General features: G+C 72.5%; 16 protein-coding genes. 12 read left to right on the top strand and 4 right to left on the bottom strand.

The genetic code is table 11. The features are described 5' to 3' along the window. Positions 1-108 precede the first annotated feature (108 nt). The 3 genes from ACH4U7_RS09725 to ACH4U7_RS09715 are packed head-to-tail and all read left to right on the top strand — an operon-like array spanning position 109 to position 3,494. Positions 109-1,449, top strand: a complete 1,341-nt coding sequence (locus ACH4U7_RS09725; protein ID WP_398527418.1) for an MFS transporter — start codon at positions 109-111, stop codon at positions 1,447-1,449. A 30-nt stretch (positions 1,450-1,479) separates the two neighbouring features. Then, the gene (locus ACH4U7_RS09720) at positions 1,480-2,151 is read left to right on the top strand and encodes a response regulator transcription factor (protein WP_089510124.1); all 672 of its coding nucleotides are present in this window, start codon (positions 1,480-1,482) and stop codon (positions 2,149-2,151) included. Beyond that, positions 2,142-3,494, top strand: coding sequence for an ATP-binding protein (locus ACH4U7_RS09715; RefSeq protein WP_398527417.1), 1,353 nt, complete (start codon positions 2,142-2,144; stop codon positions 3,492-3,494). The genes ACH4U7_RS09720 and ACH4U7_RS09715 overlap by 10 nt, the downstream gene beginning before the upstream one ends. A 150-nt stretch (positions 3,495-3,644) precedes the next feature. Here ACH4U7_RS09715 and ACH4U7_RS09710 read toward each other — a convergent pair whose 3' ends face one another. Continuing rightward, complete coding sequence (locus ACH4U7_RS09710) at positions 3,645-4,595, bottom strand: TAXI family TRAP transporter solute-binding subunit (RefSeq protein WP_398527416.1); 951 nt, start codon at positions 4,593-4,595, stop codon at positions 3,645-3,647. A 110-nt stretch (positions 4,596-4,705) separates the two neighbouring features. After that, on the bottom strand, positions 4,706-5,185 hold the full coding sequence (locus tag ACH4U7_RS09705; protein ID WP_398527415.1) for an ATP-binding protein: 480 nt from the start codon (positions 5,183-5,185) through the stop codon (positions 4,706-4,708). A gap of 216 nt (positions 5,186-5,401) precedes the next feature. Here ACH4U7_RS09705 and ACH4U7_RS09700 point away from each other — a divergent pair, with 216 nt between their 5' ends. Genes ACH4U7_RS09700 through ACH4U7_RS09680 form a run of 5 tightly spaced genes read left to right on the top strand, consistent with a single transcriptional unit; the run spans position 5,402 to position 8,973 of the window. Next, complete coding sequence (locus tag ACH4U7_RS09700) at positions 5,402-6,259, top strand: helix-turn-helix domain-containing protein (protein ID WP_398527414.1); 858 nt, start codon at positions 5,402-5,404, stop codon at positions 6,257-6,259. Between the two features lie 32 nt (positions 6,260-6,291). Further along, entirely contained in the window at positions 6,292-6,567 is a 276-nt protein-coding gene (locus ACH4U7_RS09695; RefSeq protein WP_398527513.1) for a DUF397 domain-containing protein, read from the top strand. Next, positions 6,564-7,379 carry an SAM-dependent methyltransferase gene (locus tag ACH4U7_RS09690; protein WP_398527413.1) on the top strand — a complete coding sequence of 272 codons (816 nt, stop codon included), beginning with the start codon at positions 6,564-6,566 and terminating at the stop codon, positions 7,377-7,379. The genes ACH4U7_RS09695 and ACH4U7_RS09690 overlap by 4 nt, the downstream gene beginning before the upstream one ends. Next, positions 7,376-8,173, top strand: coding sequence for an SAM-dependent methyltransferase (locus ACH4U7_RS09685; RefSeq protein ID WP_398527412.1), 798 nt, complete (start codon positions 7,376-7,378; stop codon positions 8,171-8,173). Before ACH4U7_RS09690 ends, ACH4U7_RS09685 begins: the two co-directional genes overlap by 4 nt. After that, positions 8,170-8,973 (top strand): SAM-dependent methyltransferase, encoded by an 804-nt coding sequence (locus tag ACH4U7_RS09680; protein WP_398527411.1) that lies wholly within the window; start codon positions 8,170-8,172, stop codon positions 8,971-8,973. Before ACH4U7_RS09685 ends, ACH4U7_RS09680 begins: the two co-directional genes overlap by 4 nt. A 12-nt stretch (positions 8,974-8,985) precedes the next feature. Here ACH4U7_RS09680 and ACH4U7_RS09675 read toward each other — a convergent pair whose 3' ends face one another. Next, positions 8,986-10,386, bottom strand: coding sequence for an ATP-binding protein (locus tag ACH4U7_RS09675; RefSeq protein ID WP_398527410.1), 1,401 nt, complete (start codon positions 10,384-10,386; stop codon positions 8,986-8,988). 2 nt (positions 10,387-10,388) lie between these two features. Then, positions 10,389-11,096, bottom strand: a complete 708-nt coding sequence (locus ACH4U7_RS09670; RefSeq protein ID WP_398527409.1) for a response regulator transcription factor — start codon at positions 11,094-11,096, stop codon at positions 10,389-10,391. A gap of 185 nt (positions 11,097-11,281) precedes the next feature. On the opposite strand from ACH4U7_RS09670, the gene ACH4U7_RS09665 reads away from it, so the two are divergent. The 4 genes from ACH4U7_RS09665 (at position 11,282) to ACH4U7_RS09650 (ending at position 14,809) form a co-directional block, all read left to right on the top strand. Continuing rightward, positions 11,282-12,568: a glycosyltransferase family 4 protein gene (locus ACH4U7_RS09665; protein ID WP_398527408.1), complete on the top strand. Its 1,287-nt coding sequence runs from the start codon at positions 11,282-11,284 to the stop codon at positions 12,566-12,568. A gap of 188 nt (positions 12,569-12,756) precedes the next feature. Then, positions 12,757-12,903, top strand: coding sequence for a hypothetical protein (locus ACH4U7_RS09660; protein ID WP_398527407.1), 147 nt, complete (start codon positions 12,757-12,759; stop codon positions 12,901-12,903). Further along, positions 12,900-14,408 (top strand): ArnT family glycosyltransferase, encoded by a 1,509-nt coding sequence (locus tag ACH4U7_RS09655; protein ID WP_398527406.1) that lies wholly within the window; start codon positions 12,900-12,902, stop codon positions 14,406-14,408. The genes ACH4U7_RS09660 and ACH4U7_RS09655 overlap by 4 nt, the downstream gene beginning before the upstream one ends. A 107-nt stretch (positions 14,409-14,515) precedes the next feature. Then, positions 14,516-14,809, top strand: a complete 294-nt coding sequence (locus tag ACH4U7_RS09650; protein ID WP_398527405.1) for a DUF1330 domain-containing protein — start codon at positions 14,516-14,518, stop codon at positions 14,807-14,809. The last annotated feature ends 15 nt before the right edge of the window (positions 14,810-14,824 follow it).

The following is a 14,824-nucleotide window of genomic DNA, read 5'->3' as shown; positions in this document are numbered from 1 at the left end:
GGTCTGGCCCCGGAGGTCTATACGCCGCCGCCGTCCGCGCGGAAGCTGCCATCCGCGGCGGCGTCCCTCGGGCGGGCCGCCATCCACCCGCATGCTCGAGGAGGCCCCATGTCCGTCACATCCTCCGCGCCACAGGCTCGCACACCATGGCGCGCCGTCATCGGCGGCTCCATCGGAAACCTGGTCGAGTGGTTCGACTGGTTCGTCTACGCCAGCTTCGCCACCTACTTCGCCTCAGCCTTCTTCCCCAAGGGCAACGACACCGCGCAGCTGCTCAACACTGCCGGCATCTTCGCCGTCGGCTTCTTCATGCGCCCCGTCGGCGGCTGGCTGCTGGGCCGCTTCGCCGACCGGCGCGGACGCAAGGCCGCGCTCACCCTCACCGTGACCCTGATGTCGGCCAGCGCGCTGCTCATCGCCATAGCGCCCACCTACGACCAGGTCGGCTACTTCGGCGCGGGGGTGCTGCTGGTGGCCCGGCTGCTGCAGGGCCTGTCGGTCGGCGGCGAGTACGCGGCCAGCGCCACCTATCTGACCGAGGCGTCCCAGCCCGGCCGCCGCGGCTTCGTCTCCAGCTTCCAGTACGTCTCGATGACCGCGGGCCAGCTGATCGGCCTGGGCCTGCTGATCGTGCTCCAGCGCACCATGTCCGACGACTCGCTGCACTCCTACGGCTGGCGCATCCCGTTCATCTTCGGGGCCGTGGCCGCGGCCGTGGTCTTCTGGCTGCGGCGGAATCTGCTGGAGACCGAGGTGTACGAGGAGGCCGGCTCCCACCGGGAGACCGAGCGCGGGAGCATCGCCGAGCTGCTGCGCCACCGCAAGGAAGCCGCCCTCGTCATCGCGCTGACCATGGGCGGCACGGTCGCCTACTACACCTACACGACATATCTCACCAAGTACCTGTCCAATACGGCGGGGCTGAGCAAGTCCGACGCCTCGCTGGTCAGCTTCTGCGCCCTGTTCGTGTTCATGCTGCTGCAGCCGCTGGCCGGGGCGCTGTCCGACCGGATCGGCCGCCGCCCGCTGCTGATCACCTTCGGGGTCGGCTCGATGCTGGCCACCGTGCCCATCATGACCGCGCTGTCGCACACCGACACCTTCGGCGGGGCGCTGCTGCTCTCGCTCGCCGCGCTGGTCGTCGTCACCGGCTACACCTCCATCAACGCGGTGGTGAAGGCCGAGCTGTTCCCCACCCACGTCCGGGCGCTCGGCGTCGCGCTGCCGTACGCGCTGGCGAACGCCCTGTTCGGCGGCACCGCGGAATATGTGGCGCTGTGGTTCAAGAACGCCGGTGCGGAGTCCGGGTTCTACTGGTACGTCTCGGGCTGCGCCGCCGTGTCGCTGATCGTCTATCTGACCATGCGGGAGACCCGGGACACCTCCCTCACCAAGGCCCCCGCCGACGAGCCGGCCACCTCCGAGCGGGCGGCGCGCACCCCTGTCTGACCAGTACAGCGGCTGTTTACCCTTACGCCCATGCACATACTCCTGGTCGAAGACGACGACCGGCTGGCGGCCGCGCTGACCGCCACGCTGGACCGGCTGGGGCATCAGGTCGTCCGCGCCGGGCGCGCGGACGACGCCCTGCGGCTCAAGGACGGCGCCGACTTCGTCCTGCTCGACCTGGGGCTGCCCGATATGGACGGCCTGGAGGCGCTGCGCCGGCTGCGCCGCGCCTCCGCCGTCCCGGTGATCGTGCTCACCGCCCGCTCCGAGGAGCGGGATGTGCTGCGGGGCTTGCGCGGGGGCGCGGACGACTACCTCGTCAAGCCGTTCCGTACGGCCGAGCTGGTGGCCCGTATGGACGCCGTCGTACGGCGCGGCACCCGGCCGCTGACCGGGTCCGGCACGGTGGTGGCCGTGGGCGGCGTACGTATCGACCTGGCCGCCCGGCAGCTGGAGGTGGACGGCCGGCCGGTCGCCCTCACCCGCCGGGAGTTCGACGTACTGGCCCTGCTCGCCCGCGAGCCCGGTGTCGTGCGCAGCCGGGAGGAGATCCTGGACGCGGTGTGGGGCGATCTGCTGCTGTCCGCCTCACGCTCGCTGGATGTGCACATCGCCGGGATCCGCTCAAAGACCGGCTGCCCGTGGCTGGTGGAGACGCTGCGCGGCACCGGGTACCGCCTGGGAACCGGCGGATGCAGCTGAGGATCCTTGGCGTCTACACGGTGCTGATCGCCTGCCTGGTGACCGCGCTCGCCGTGCCGTTCTCCCTGGCGTACTCCTCGCACCGCACCGGCAAGCTGCTGCTGGAGCGGCGCGCGGACGCCACCCGCTTCTCGGAGCTGGCCGATCAGGCGATCCGCGACGGGGACACCTCCGGGCTCGTCCAGGAGGTGTCCCGCTACGAGGAGCTGTACGGCACAAAGGTGGAGATCCGCGACCGGGACGGCCGGCGGGTGGCGGGCGGCGGGGCCTGGTCCAAGGAGCCCGCCGAGCGCGCGCTGTCCGGCCGCACCACCGCCGGCCTGCCGCTGGTCACCCCCTTCGGCCCCGCCTCGGCCGTGGTCGCGGAGCCGGTGGGCCGGGACGCGCAGGTGTCCGGTGTGGTGGTCATGAAGGTGTCCACGGCGGCGGCCAGGCGCGATGTGACGCTCGTCTGGACCGCGGTCGCGGGCGGTTCGGTGGTCGCCGTGCTCTGCGCCCTGATCGCCGCCCGGAGGCTGGCGCGGTGGATTCTGCGCCCGGTCACCGAGCTGGACCTGACCACCCGCGCCATCGCCGAGGGCAGGATGGACGCACGGGTGCGCGACGGCGGCCGCGGCCCGGCCGAGCTACGGCTCCTGGAGCGCCGCTTCAACGCGATGGCCGACGCGGTCTCGGCCGCCCTGGAGCGGCAGCGCGCCTTCGTCGCGGACGCCTCCCATGAGCTGCGCACCCCGCTGACCGTGCTGTCGCTGCGGCTGGAGAACCTGGAGCCGCATCTGACGGAGGACGGCACCTCGGAGTTCGCCGAGGCCCTGGCCGAAGTCGACCGGCTGGGGCGGCTCATGGAGGACCTGCTGACGCTCGCCCGGGTCGAGGCCGGTACGGCGGCGCCCGAACCGATCGCCCGTGCGGCGCTGCGCGGGCGGCTGGCCATCTGGCACGAGGTCTACGCGGCGCGCGAGCTGACCTTGACCGTGGAGCTCGACGACACCGGCCCGTCGGCCGCGCCGCCGCCCGCCGCGCCGCTGCCCGCCGCGGCCGCCCGGATCGCGGATATCGCCCTGGACAACGCCGCGAAGTTCGTACCGCCCGGCGGCAGGGTCACGGTCCGCCTGGAGCAGGGCGTGCTGCGGATCGCCGACGACGGTCCGGGCCTCGAGCCCGACCAGTTCGAGGCGGCACTGGGCCGCTTCTGGCGCTCCCCCGGCCACGGCAATGTCCCCGGCAGCGGCCTCGGCCTGGCCATCGCCTCGGAACTGGCCCGCGCCGCCGACTGCGAGCTGTCCCTGCGGCCCGCCACGCCGCACGGCCTGGTGGTCGAGGTGCGGCTGCCCGAGCCCTAGGCCGTGTCGTCAAAGGGGGCGCCCTGCTCCCGACGCCGCAGTGACATCAGCCTCCCCCAGCTACCGCTGGGAGGTGCCCCCTGCGCCACACGACGCTCGCGGCCGGACGCCCCCTTTGACGACAGGACCTGGCGGTACCGCGCGGAGCACTCAGCCGTACACCGCGCGGTAGTACGCCGCCGCCCCCCGGTGCAGCGGCACCGTCCCCGTGCCGATCGCGTACCGCTCGTCGAGCCGGCTGCCGGGGGCGTCGGGGACGGGGAGGCGGGCGCGGGCCTCGAAGAGGACGCCGGTGACGGCGCGCGCCGTATCCGCCGCGAGGTCGGTGCGGCAGACCAGATAGCTGGGGGTGGCGACGGTCGGGGTCGGTGCGTTCAGGCCGTAGACGCCCGCGGGGATCGACACGCTCTCGTAGACGGGGCCGTGCTCGCGGCGCAGCGCCGGGGCGAGGCCGCCGAGCGGCACCAGGCGTACGGGCCGGCGCCGGGCCAGTTGCGCTATCGCCCGGGTCGGCGCGCCGCCCGACCAGAAGAACGCGGCCACCTCCCGCCCGGTCAGCGCCGCGATGGACTCGCCGAGTCCCAGCTGTACGGAGCGGACGCGGCGTACGCCCGCGGCGGCGAGCACCCGGCCGGCGGTCACCGAGGTGCCGGACTCGGCGGCGCCGAGGGAGACCGTACGCCCGGCCAGTTGGCCCGGCTCCTTGATCGGCGAGTCGGCGGGCACGACGAGATGCAGATAGTTGAGATACAGCCGGGCGAGCGCGGCGACCGGTTCCGGCCGCTGGAAGAGGCCGCGGCCCGCGGTGGCGTCGGCCGCGCTGTCCGCGAGGGACAGGGCCAGATCGGCCCGCCCGTCGGCCAGCATGTGCAGATTCTCCACGCTCGCCGCGGTGGTCAGCACGCGCACCGCGAGTTGGTCGTGGGCCCGGTGCACCTCGTCGGCCAGCCGACTGCCGAAGATCGCGTACGGGCCGCCCCGCGGCCCCGTGGCCAGCCGGACCCGGCCGGACGGGCCATCGGCGGAACACCCCTGGAGGGCGCCGGTCGCAAGGGCGCCGGCCGCCAGCGTCAGAAGGCGGCGACGTGGAACGGCGGACATCCGGCCATGTTAGGCCGTGTCTTATGGATCATCCCTGGCTGCCGCTTTTGTGGATCATCCCGAGCTCCTGGCACCGGGCGGGTACGGTCGGGCACGCCCGCCGCGCGGTGTTAGAGCACCCCGCTGAGCTGCGCCCACACCACCCGGCCGCCGTTCAGCCCCGGCCGGTCCCCCCACGCCGCGGCCATGGCCCGCACCAGCGCGAGCCCCCGTCCACCCTCGTCCTCCGCGCCCGCCTGGCGCGGGGCCGGTCCGGCCGAGCCGCCGCCCTGGTCGGCCACCTCGACGTACAGGGTGCGCGGCTCCTCCGCGCGCAGGACGCAGAGGATCTGTTCGCTGCCGGTGTGCACGAGGGCGTTGGTGAACAGCTCGGACATCACCAGCTCCGCGGCGTCGCAGGTGTCCTCACAGAAGCCCCACACCGGCACCCGGGAGCGGACCCGGCGGCGGGCCGCGGCCACGGACGCGCCCTGCGCGGGCAGCTGGAACCTCTCCTGTCGGACGCCGGTGCCGAGCCCGCTGAAGGGCCCACCGAGGGGCCCGCCGAGGGGCATGGGGCGGGCCATCGTCATGCGTTGAGGCAGTGCCATGGCCGTTCGCCTTCCGTCCAACGGTGGGGGGGTTCGCATGCCGCAAGTCGGCGACGCGTCAACCACATTGGGCCCAGTCACCCCATCACTATCGGTGCTGTAAGCGTCAGTTGGCAAGCGGCGTTCTGCAAAATGCAGAATAGCCAGAGCACTCTGTTCGGGTTCATCCCGAGCATGGCACACTGAGGCCCACGAGACCGTCCGAGGAGGTAAGGCGTGGGTGAAGCGCGATCTGCCCCGACTGTCGGGCAGATGGTCCTCGGCATGCGCCTGAGGGATCTACGCGAGAAAGCCGGCGTCAGTTACGACCAGGCCGCCAGAGCGCTGCACGTCAACCAGACGACGGTGCGCAGGATGGAGAAGGCCGAAGTCGGCCTGAAGCTCCCGTACGTCGAGAAGCTGCTGCAGACCTACGGAGCCGAAGAGGAGGAGATCGACGCCTTCCTCTCCCTGGCCGAGGACGCCAACAGACCCGGCTGGTGGCACCGCTTCCGCGATGTGCTGCCGGACTGGTTCAGCCTCTATGTGAGCCTCGAGGGCGCGGCAAGCCGTATCCGCTCCTACGAACCCCACTTCATCCCCGGACTGCTGCAGACCGAAGCCTATGCACGAGCGCTGCTGACCATCGGATTCCCGCAGGCCGACACCAAGGAGCTCGATCGACGGGTCGCCCTGCGGATGGAGCGTCAAGAACTGCTCACCCGACCCGACGGACCTCACCTTTGGGTCGTCATGGACGAGCCGGTGTTCCGCCTGCCCGTCGGCGGACCGGACATCATGCGCGCGCAGATCGACCGCCTCATCGAGGCGATCCAGATGCCGAACGTCACCCTGCAGGTGGTGCCGTTCACCGCCGGACCCCATCCGGGCATGGGCGGACCGTTCCAGCTCTTCCGGTTCCATATCCCGGAACTGCCGGACATCGTCTATACCGAGGGGCTGACCGGCGCCGCTTATCTCGACGAACGCGCTGATGTGGCCGCCTACTTGGAGGCCCTTGACCGAATGGGCACCCAGGCCACCCCGGCGCGACGCACGGAGGCCTTCCTCCGTGAGATTCGCAAGGAGCTCTGACCGTGGACCAGGTGGATCACATTTACAACGGTATGCCGGCCAAGCACCTCGGTGCGGAAGGCTGGCGCAAGCCCTGGAGCGGCCCCAACGGCGGCGCTTGCGTCGAGGTCCTCAAGCTGAGCGACGGTCGCGTGGCACTGCGCCAGTCGACCGACCCCGACGGCCCCGCGCTGATCTACACGCCTCTTGAGATCGAGAAGTTCATCCAGGGCGCCAAGGCCGGCGCCGCGGACTTCCTTCTCACCACCCGTACCGAACCGAACCTGACCACCCCGGCGGGTACCGCAACAGACTGGAGGGCCGCATGACCGAGCAGAGCGGCGTCGGCCGGATCGACACCACCAAACCGCATTCGGCCCGGATGTACGACTACTACCTCGACGGCAAGGACCACTACGAGGTGGACGCGCAGGCCGCCGCCAAGGTCCTGGCCGTCCATCCGACCGTCAAGCTCAACGCCCGCGTCAACCGTGGCTTCATCCACCGGGCGACGCGCTGGCTGGCGCGCGAGGCGGGGATCCGGCAGTTCCTGGACATCGGCACCGGCATCCCCACCGAGCCCAACCTCCACCAGGTCGCCCAGTCCGTGGCCCCCGAGGCGCGGGTCGTCTACACCGACAACGACCCGATCGTGCTGGTGTACGCCCAGGCCCTGCTGACCGGCACGCCGGAAGGGCGTACCGCCTATGTCGAGGCCGATGTCCGCGAGCCCCAGAAGATCATCACGGCTCCCGAGCTGCTGGAGACGCTGGACCTGGACAAGCCGGTGGCCATGTCCTTGAACGCGCTCTTCCACTTCATCCCGGACGAGGCGAAGCCGTACGAGATCGTCCGCGAGCTGATGGACGGACTCCCCTCGGGCAGCTACCTGATGATGTCGCACTCCACCCACGACTTCTCCGCGGAGACCTGGCGGAACGTCATCGAGGTCTACAAGGAGAACGGGATTCCCTTCATCACGCGCTCCAAGGACGAGGTCGCGGGCTTCTTCGAGGGCATGGAGCTCGTCGACCCCGGCGTCTCGGAACCGCACCGTTGGCAGCCCGATCCCGGCGAGCGCCCCGAGGACATCCGCAGCGCGGACATATCCATGTGGGCAGGGGTGGCACGCAAACCATGAGCCCCCTGCAATTCGACACCACGAAGCCACATTCGGCCCGGATGTACGACTACTACCTCGGCGGCAAGGACCACTATCAGGTCGACGAGGAAGCCGCCGCCCATGTCATGGCGGTCTTCCCGGGCGTCAAGACATGCGCCCGGGAGAACCGTTCGTTCATGCACCGGGCGACGCGCTGGCTGGCGCGCGAGGCGGGGATCCGGCAGTTCCTGGACATCGGCACCGGCATCCCCACCGAGCCCAACCTCCACCAGGTCGCCCAATCCGTGGCCCCCGACGCCCGGGTGGTCTACGCCGACCACGACCCGATCGTGCTGGCGTACGCCCAGGCCCTGCTGACCGGCACCCCCGAGGGACGCACCGCCTACATCCAGGCGGATGTGCGCGACCCTGAGCGCATCTTGGGCGCCCCCGAGCTGCACGAGACGCTGGACCTGAGCAAGCCGGTCGCGCTCTCGCTCAACGCGCTGTTCCACTTCATCCCGGACGAGGACAAGCCGTACGAACTCGTCCGGCAACTGGTCGAACCCCTGCCCTCGGGCAGCTATCTGATCCTGACCCACTGCACCCCGGACTTCGATCCGGAGACCTGGGAGAACGTCATCGAGATCTACCACCGGGGCGGCATCCCCGCCAAGGTACGCAGCAGGAGCCAGGTCGAGGTGTTCTTCGAGGGCCTGGAGCTCATCGAACCGGGCGTGCAGGAACCGCATCTATGGCGCCCCGACGGTGAGCCCCCCGCGCTCGACAGCGCCGACGTCTCGTTCTGGGTCGGGGTGGCGCGTAAGCCATGAGTGCCGAGAACACCAAGCACATCGACACCACGAAGCCGCATTCGGCCCGGATGTACGACTACTACCTCGGCGGCAAGGACCACTACCGGGTCGACGAGGAAGCCGCCCGCAAGGTGATGGAGGTCTATCCGGGCATCATCCCGTGCGCCCGGAGCAACCGTGCCTTCATGCACCGGGCGACCCGCTGGCTGACGAGCGAGGCGGGAATCCGGCAGTTCCTGGACATCGGCACCGCCATTCCCACCGAGCCCAACCTCCACCAGGTCGCCCAGAGCATCGCCCCCGAGGCCCGGGTGGTCTACGCCGACAACGACCCGATCGTGCTCGCCTACGCCCAGGCCCTGCTGCACGGCACCCCCGAGGGGCGCACCGCCTACATCCAGGCCGACGTCCGCGAGCCCGAGTCCATCCTGGACTCGCCGGAGCTGCTGGAAACGCTCGATCTGAGCGAGCCCGTGGCGCTGTCGATCAACGCGACGCTGCACTTCATCCCCGACAAGTACGGAACGTACGAGATCGTGGAGCGGCTGATGGACGCGCTGCCCTCGGGCAGCTATCTCGAGATCAGCCACAGCTCGCCGGACTTCGACCAGGCGAGTGTGGACGCGGCGGTCGCGATCTACCGCAAGGGCGGTATCGAGGCCCAGCTGCGCACCAAGAGCGAGATCGAGAAGTTTTTTCATGGTCTGGAGCTCGTCGAGCCGGGCATCGTGCCGCCGCACCGATGGTGGCCCGACGGCCCGGTCACGGTCACCGATGAGGAGGTCTCCTTCTGGGCGGGCGTGGCCCGTAAGCCCTGAGGTCCCTGGTGCTCATGCGATGGGCGCGGCGTCGGTGACCGTGAAGCCCATCACCGCGCCGCCGCCCGGCCGCCGCTCGGCGAAGACCGTACCGCCGTGTGCGGCGGCCACCTCCCGGACGATGGCCAGGCCGAGGCCGGAGCCGGGCAGGCTGCGCGCCCCGGCCGCGCGGTAGAAGCGGTCGAAGACCCGGTGGCGGTCCTCGTCGGCCACGCCCGGCCCTCGGTCGAGGACCGCCACCCGGCCGCCCCTGACAACCACCTCGATGGGCGCGGTGCCCGCCTGGTCGAACTTGGCCGCGTTCTCCACCAGATTGGTGATGGCCCGCTGGAGGGCCGCCGGGCGGCCCTCCAGGACCGTGTCGTCCGCGGTCACGGTGATCTCCCGGCCGGTGCGGCGGCGGGCGAGACCGGCGGCCCGGTGGGCCACCTCGCCGAGCGACGTGGCCACCCGCGGCTCGTCGTCGCCCTGTCCTGCCGCCAGGCTCACCACCTCGTTGACCAGGTCGGTCAGCTCCCGGGTCTCCCCCGCGAGGTCGGCCAGCAGCTCCTCGCGCGCCGCCGGCGGCAGCTCCTCGAAGCGGCGCAGCAGCGAGATGTTGGTGCGCAGCGAGGTGAGCGGGGTGCGCAGTTCGTGCCCGGCGTCCTGGACCAGCCGCCGCTGGTCGTCCTTGGAGCGCGCGAGCCGTCCGAGCATGCCGTCGAAGGCCCGCCCCAGCCGGCCCACCTCGTCCGCCCCGGCGAGCGGCACCGCCACATCCATCCGCCCGGTGGCCGCCACGCTCTCGGCGACCCCGGTCAGCCGCACCAGCCGCCTGGTGATCCGCCCGGCCAGCCACCACCCGACCAGCCCGGCCGCGACGATGGCCGCGCCGACGAACAGCGCGGTGCGCTTCTGGAGCTCCCGCAGCAGATCCTCGATATCGCTGGACTGCTGGGCGACCTGCACCGCGCCCCGGCCGTCGCCGAGCGAGACCGTGGCCATCCGGAACTGCTCCTCGCCGATCTCGACGTCCCGCCGCGACACCAGGCCCGCCGTACGGGACGCCGCCATCCGGCGCTCGGCGGCGGCCACCGGCAGGGCGGGGCTCCCGGCATCGGCGACGGCGCCCGTGGGGCGCAGTATCTGGACGTCGGTACGGGTCGGGCGGCGCAGATCGTCGCTCGGGCCGTCGTGGTCGGGGTCGGAGGAGACGAAGTCCTTGTAGCCGAGCGGCTGCTGCCGCACCTGGTTCCGCAGATCGTGGATGACCTCGCTGAAGACGGACTGCTGGTCGACCCGGACCAGCCCGGCCGCCGCGTCGTAGCTGAGGAAGCCGACCAGGAGGGTGACGACGGCCGCCACCGCCGCGAAGGAGACCGCGAAGGTGACGCGCAGACTGGATCTGGGGCGCCGCGGGCGCGGAAGCGGCACGGTCAGACCCCCCTGAGGGTGTAGCCGACGCCCCGTACGGTGTGGATCAGCGGGACCAGCCCGGGCTGGTCCACCTTGCGCCGCAGATAGCCGATGTAGACGGCGAGGTTCTTCGATCCGGGGCCGAAGTCATAACCCCATATCCGGTCGTAGATCGTGGTGTGGTCCAGCACGATGCCGCTGTTGCGCACCAGCAGCTCCAGCAGGTCGAACTCGGTGCGGGTGAGCTCCAGCTCCGCCCCCGCCCGCCAGACCCGCCGGGCCGAGGAATCGAGGCGCAGATCCGCCACCTCCTCCATGCCGTCGCCCGGCCCGGTCTCCTCCTCGCCCGCCCAGGGGGCGGCGCGGCGCAGCAGGGCGCGCAGCCGGGCGAAGACCTCGTCCACGTCGAACGGCTTGGCCACGTAGTCGTCCGCGCCCGCGTCGAGCCCCGCGATCCGGTCGGCCGTCTCCACCCGGGCGGTCAGCATGAGGATCGGCGTACGGTCCCCTTCCGCGCGCAGCACCCGGCACACCTGCAGCCCGTCCAGGCCCGGCATCATCACGTCCAGCACGATCACATCCGGCTGCTCACGGTGGGCGGCGGCCACCGCCTCGATGCCGTCGGGCACGGCGGTGACCTGGTAGCCCTCCAGCGTCAGGGCGCGCTCCAAGGCGTGGCGGATGGCCCGGTCGTCCTCGGCGAGCAGCACGGTGTTGTACGTCGTCACACCCCGAGTCTGCCAAGCCGGACGGGGTGCGGGCGCCGTGGAGCCCTCCCCGGCTGCGGCTCCGCCTGGCTTCTTACCCTGCTCTCACCTTGTTCTCGCGGCCGGCTTACCGTGCCCCGCCATGGTGTTCACAACGATCCGGGGGGGGCTCTCCCCGGTGTTGTCACCGGCCGGAAAGACACCACATGAAGATCGCATTCCTGCTCCACAACGTGTACGCGATCGGCGGGACGATCAGGACCACGCTGAACCTGGCGGCCGCCCTGGCCGAGCGGCACGATGTGGAGATCGCCTCGATGCAGCGGCACCGTGAGACGCCGCGCTTCACCGTGGACCCCCGGGTGCGGCTCGTCCCGCTGGTCGACACGCGTCCGAGCGGCCTCGACGCGCACGACCCGCGGCTCGGCGAGCCCGCCCGGGACTTTCCCTCAGCCGAGAAGCGGTACCGCCAGTACAGCCGGCTGCACGACGAGCGGGTCGCGGAGTATCTGCGCACCAGCGACGCCGATGTGATCGTGGGCACCCGCCCCGGCGCGAACGTCTACATAGCCCGGTTCGCCCCGCGCCACGCGCTGCGTATCGCCCAGGAGCATCTGCGGCACGACGCGCACAGCAAGGCCCTGCGGACCGAGCTCGCCCGCCACTACCGCACGCTCGACGCCGTCGTCACGACGACCGAGGCGGACGCGGCGGTCTACCGGGCGAAGATGCCCCTGCCGGGCGTACGGACCCTCGCCGTCCCCAACAGCGTCCCCCGGCCCCCGGTCGCCCCCTCGGACGGCACCGCCCCGGTCATCGCCGCGGCCGGCCGGCTGGTCCGCGGCAAGCGCTTCGACCTGCTGATAGACGCGTTCTCGGCGGTCGCGGACAAGCACCCCGACTGGCGGCTGCGGATCTACGGCGGGGGCGCCGAGGAGGAACGGCTGCAAGCCCTCATCGACGGGCTCGGCCTGGCGGAAAGCGCACGGCTGATGGGGCCGCACTCGCCGATCGAGGCGGAGTTCGCCAAGGCGTCGCTCGTCGCGGTCGCCTCGGACGCCGAGTCCTTCGGCATGACGATCGTCGAGGCGATGCGCTGCGGCGTCCCCGTGGTCAGCACCAACTGCCCGCTCGGCCCCGCGGAGATCATCCAGGACGGGGTCACCGGCCGGCTCGTCCCCACCGGCGACAAGGACGCCCTCGCCGCCGCGCTCCTGGACCTCATCGCCGACGCCCCGGCCCGCCGGGCCATGGGCACAGCGGCCCTGGAGAGCGCGGAGGCCTACGACCCCGAGCCGATCGCCCTGCGCTACGAGCGCCTTTTCGAGGACCTGGCGGCGAGCCGCCTCTCCCGCGGCTGGGAGCGCGGCCGGGCAGCCGCGCGCCGCCGCGCGGGGCGGGTGGCGCGCCGCTGGCTCACCGCGGCCCGCCGCGCGACCCACTCGCACCGCCCGGCCCCCGCGACCCCCGCGACGGGCGCCAAGCGCCCATGAGGAACGGTCCCGGCCCCCGGACCACCCCGCCCACCGACCGCCGCCCGGCCACCTGGCCGCGCCACCCCGGCACGCGCATCGCGCGGGGCCCCGGGCGCCCCGCCACGCGGTGCGAAACGCCCGCCGCCCCGCGAGGCCGACGAGGCCACGTGGGTCTCGCGGGAGCCGGCGCCACCCCATGTCCGCCCATGCCCGGGCGCGCGCGGGGGGCCGCGCGCCCGGCGGCGGGCGGCGGCCGCGTCCCGATGGCGGCCCGCGCGCGACGCGGCGCGGCGGCGGTGGCCGCGTACGCCGCCGCGCCCCGGTGGGAAGCCGACGGGCGGGCCGAGCCGTGACCGCGACGGTGGTGGGCCGGCCCGTCGCCGCGCAGAGCGCGGCGCGGGCTCGGCGGGAGGTGCCGTGGCTCGCGGTCGTCGCGGCGGTGTACGCCGTGGTGCAGCTGGCCATGGTCGTACCGCATATGGGCGGTGGGCTGCTGTGGGACGAGAGCGTCTACGCCTCCCAGGTGGATCCGCACCGTCCCGCGGCCTTCTTCAGCGCGCCGCGGTCCCGCGGTATCAGCTATCTCGTCGCGCCCGTGGTCGCCGCGACCTCCTCGGTCGGGGCGCTGCGGGTGGTCCTGGCCCTGCTGTCGGCGGTCGCGCTGTATGCCGTCTTCCGGGTGTGGGGGCCGCTGGTGGGGCGGGGCACCGGCGCGCTGGCCGCGCTGTTGTTCTCCGGGCTGTGGATCACCCAGATCAGCGGGTCGCAGGTGATGCCGAATCTGTGGGTGGCGCTCGGCGCGGTGGCCGCCGTCGGCTGGTTTCTGCGGGCCCCGGCCGAGCCGCGCGGCCGCTGGTGGCTGGCCGCCGCCGTGGCCGGGGTCACGCTGCTGCGGATGCCGGACGGCGGCTGGCTCGGGCTGCCACTGCTGGCGGCCGCGGTGTGCGTACGCCGGTGGCGGCCCGCACTGCCCGCGCTGCTGGGCGGGCTCGCGCTGGGCGCGGCGCCCTGGGTGGCCGAGGCGTACGCGCGGTTCGGCGGCGTCGGGGCGCGGCTGCGTGCCTCAAGCGCCACGGAGGGCGGGATGGTGCCGCAGCTCAACGTGGGCACCGCGCTGCGCAGCCTCAACGGCCCGCTGCTGTGCCGCCCGTGCCAGGTGCCGCTGCGCCATCCGGAGCTGACGCTGTGGTGGCTCGCCCTGCCCCTGCTGGCCGCCACCGCGCTCGCCGTGGCCGTACGAGACCACCGCGCCGGGCGTGGCCGGGCGCTGTCCGCGACCGTGCTGCCGGTGGTGTGCGCCGCCTCGATGGCCGTGCCGTATCTGCTGCTCATCGACTACTCGGCGCCCCGCTTCCTGCTGCCCGCCTACGCACTGCTCGCCCTGCCCCTGGCCGCCTTCGCGGCGCGCGCGGTACGGGCCGCGCGCTCGCCGGTGCCGGTCGCGGCCGCCCTCGGGCTCGTACTGGCGCTGCAGCTGGGCAGCCAGTACGCCGTCCTCGCGGACACCACGCGCCAGGCCGCCGCCACCGCCGAGCGGTACCAGCGGGCGGCCGCCGGACTGCGGGCGCTGGGGCTGCGGCCGCCGTGTCTGGTGGCCGGCCCGCGCGCGCTGCCGATCGGCTACGCGGCGGGCTGCGCCTCCGCCGAGGTGAGCGGCAACAACACCTCGACCACGGCGGCCGCGCTGCTGCGCCGGGCCGCCCATGAGCCGACCGCGGTATTCGGCCACACCCCCGGGCACGGCCTGCCGTCGCTGCGGGCCCGCGGCTGGACCCGGCACACCCTGCCCGGCACGGGCGGCTTGAGCGTGTACGTGGCCCCGGTCTCCGGACGCGCCGAGCATCCGGGGCAGCGGTAGATTGTGAAGGTCCGGGGCGCCCTCCAGCCCACGTGACCACTCCCTTGCGACCACTCCCGGTGTCACCTCTCTGCCGACCCCTCCCGCCGAGCCGAAGGAGTCCGCTCATGTCCAAGGGCTACTGGGTCGTCGCCTACCGCTCGATCTCCGATCCCGCGAAGACGGCCGCCTATGTGAAGCTGGCCGTCCCGGTCGTCGAGAAGGCCAAGGGACGGTTTCTCACCCTCGGAGGACAGGTCGTCGCGCACGAGGCCGGGGTGGCCGAGCGAACGGTCGTCATCGAGTTCGACAGCTTCGAGCTGGCCGTCGCCACGCATGACAGCGAGGACTACCAGAAAGCGCTGACCGTGCTGGGCGACAGCGCGGACCGGGACTTCCGCATCGTCGAGGGCGCCGACTGACCGCCTACCGGTCCG

Source organism: Streptomyces sp. NPDC020845 (assembly GCF_044334165.1).
GTDB lineage: Bacteria > Actinomycetota > Actinomycetes > Streptomycetales > Streptomycetaceae > Streptomyces.
The sequence above is the reverse complement of the archived record's forward strand: the minus strand, read 5'-3'. Positions and strand labels throughout refer to the sequence as shown.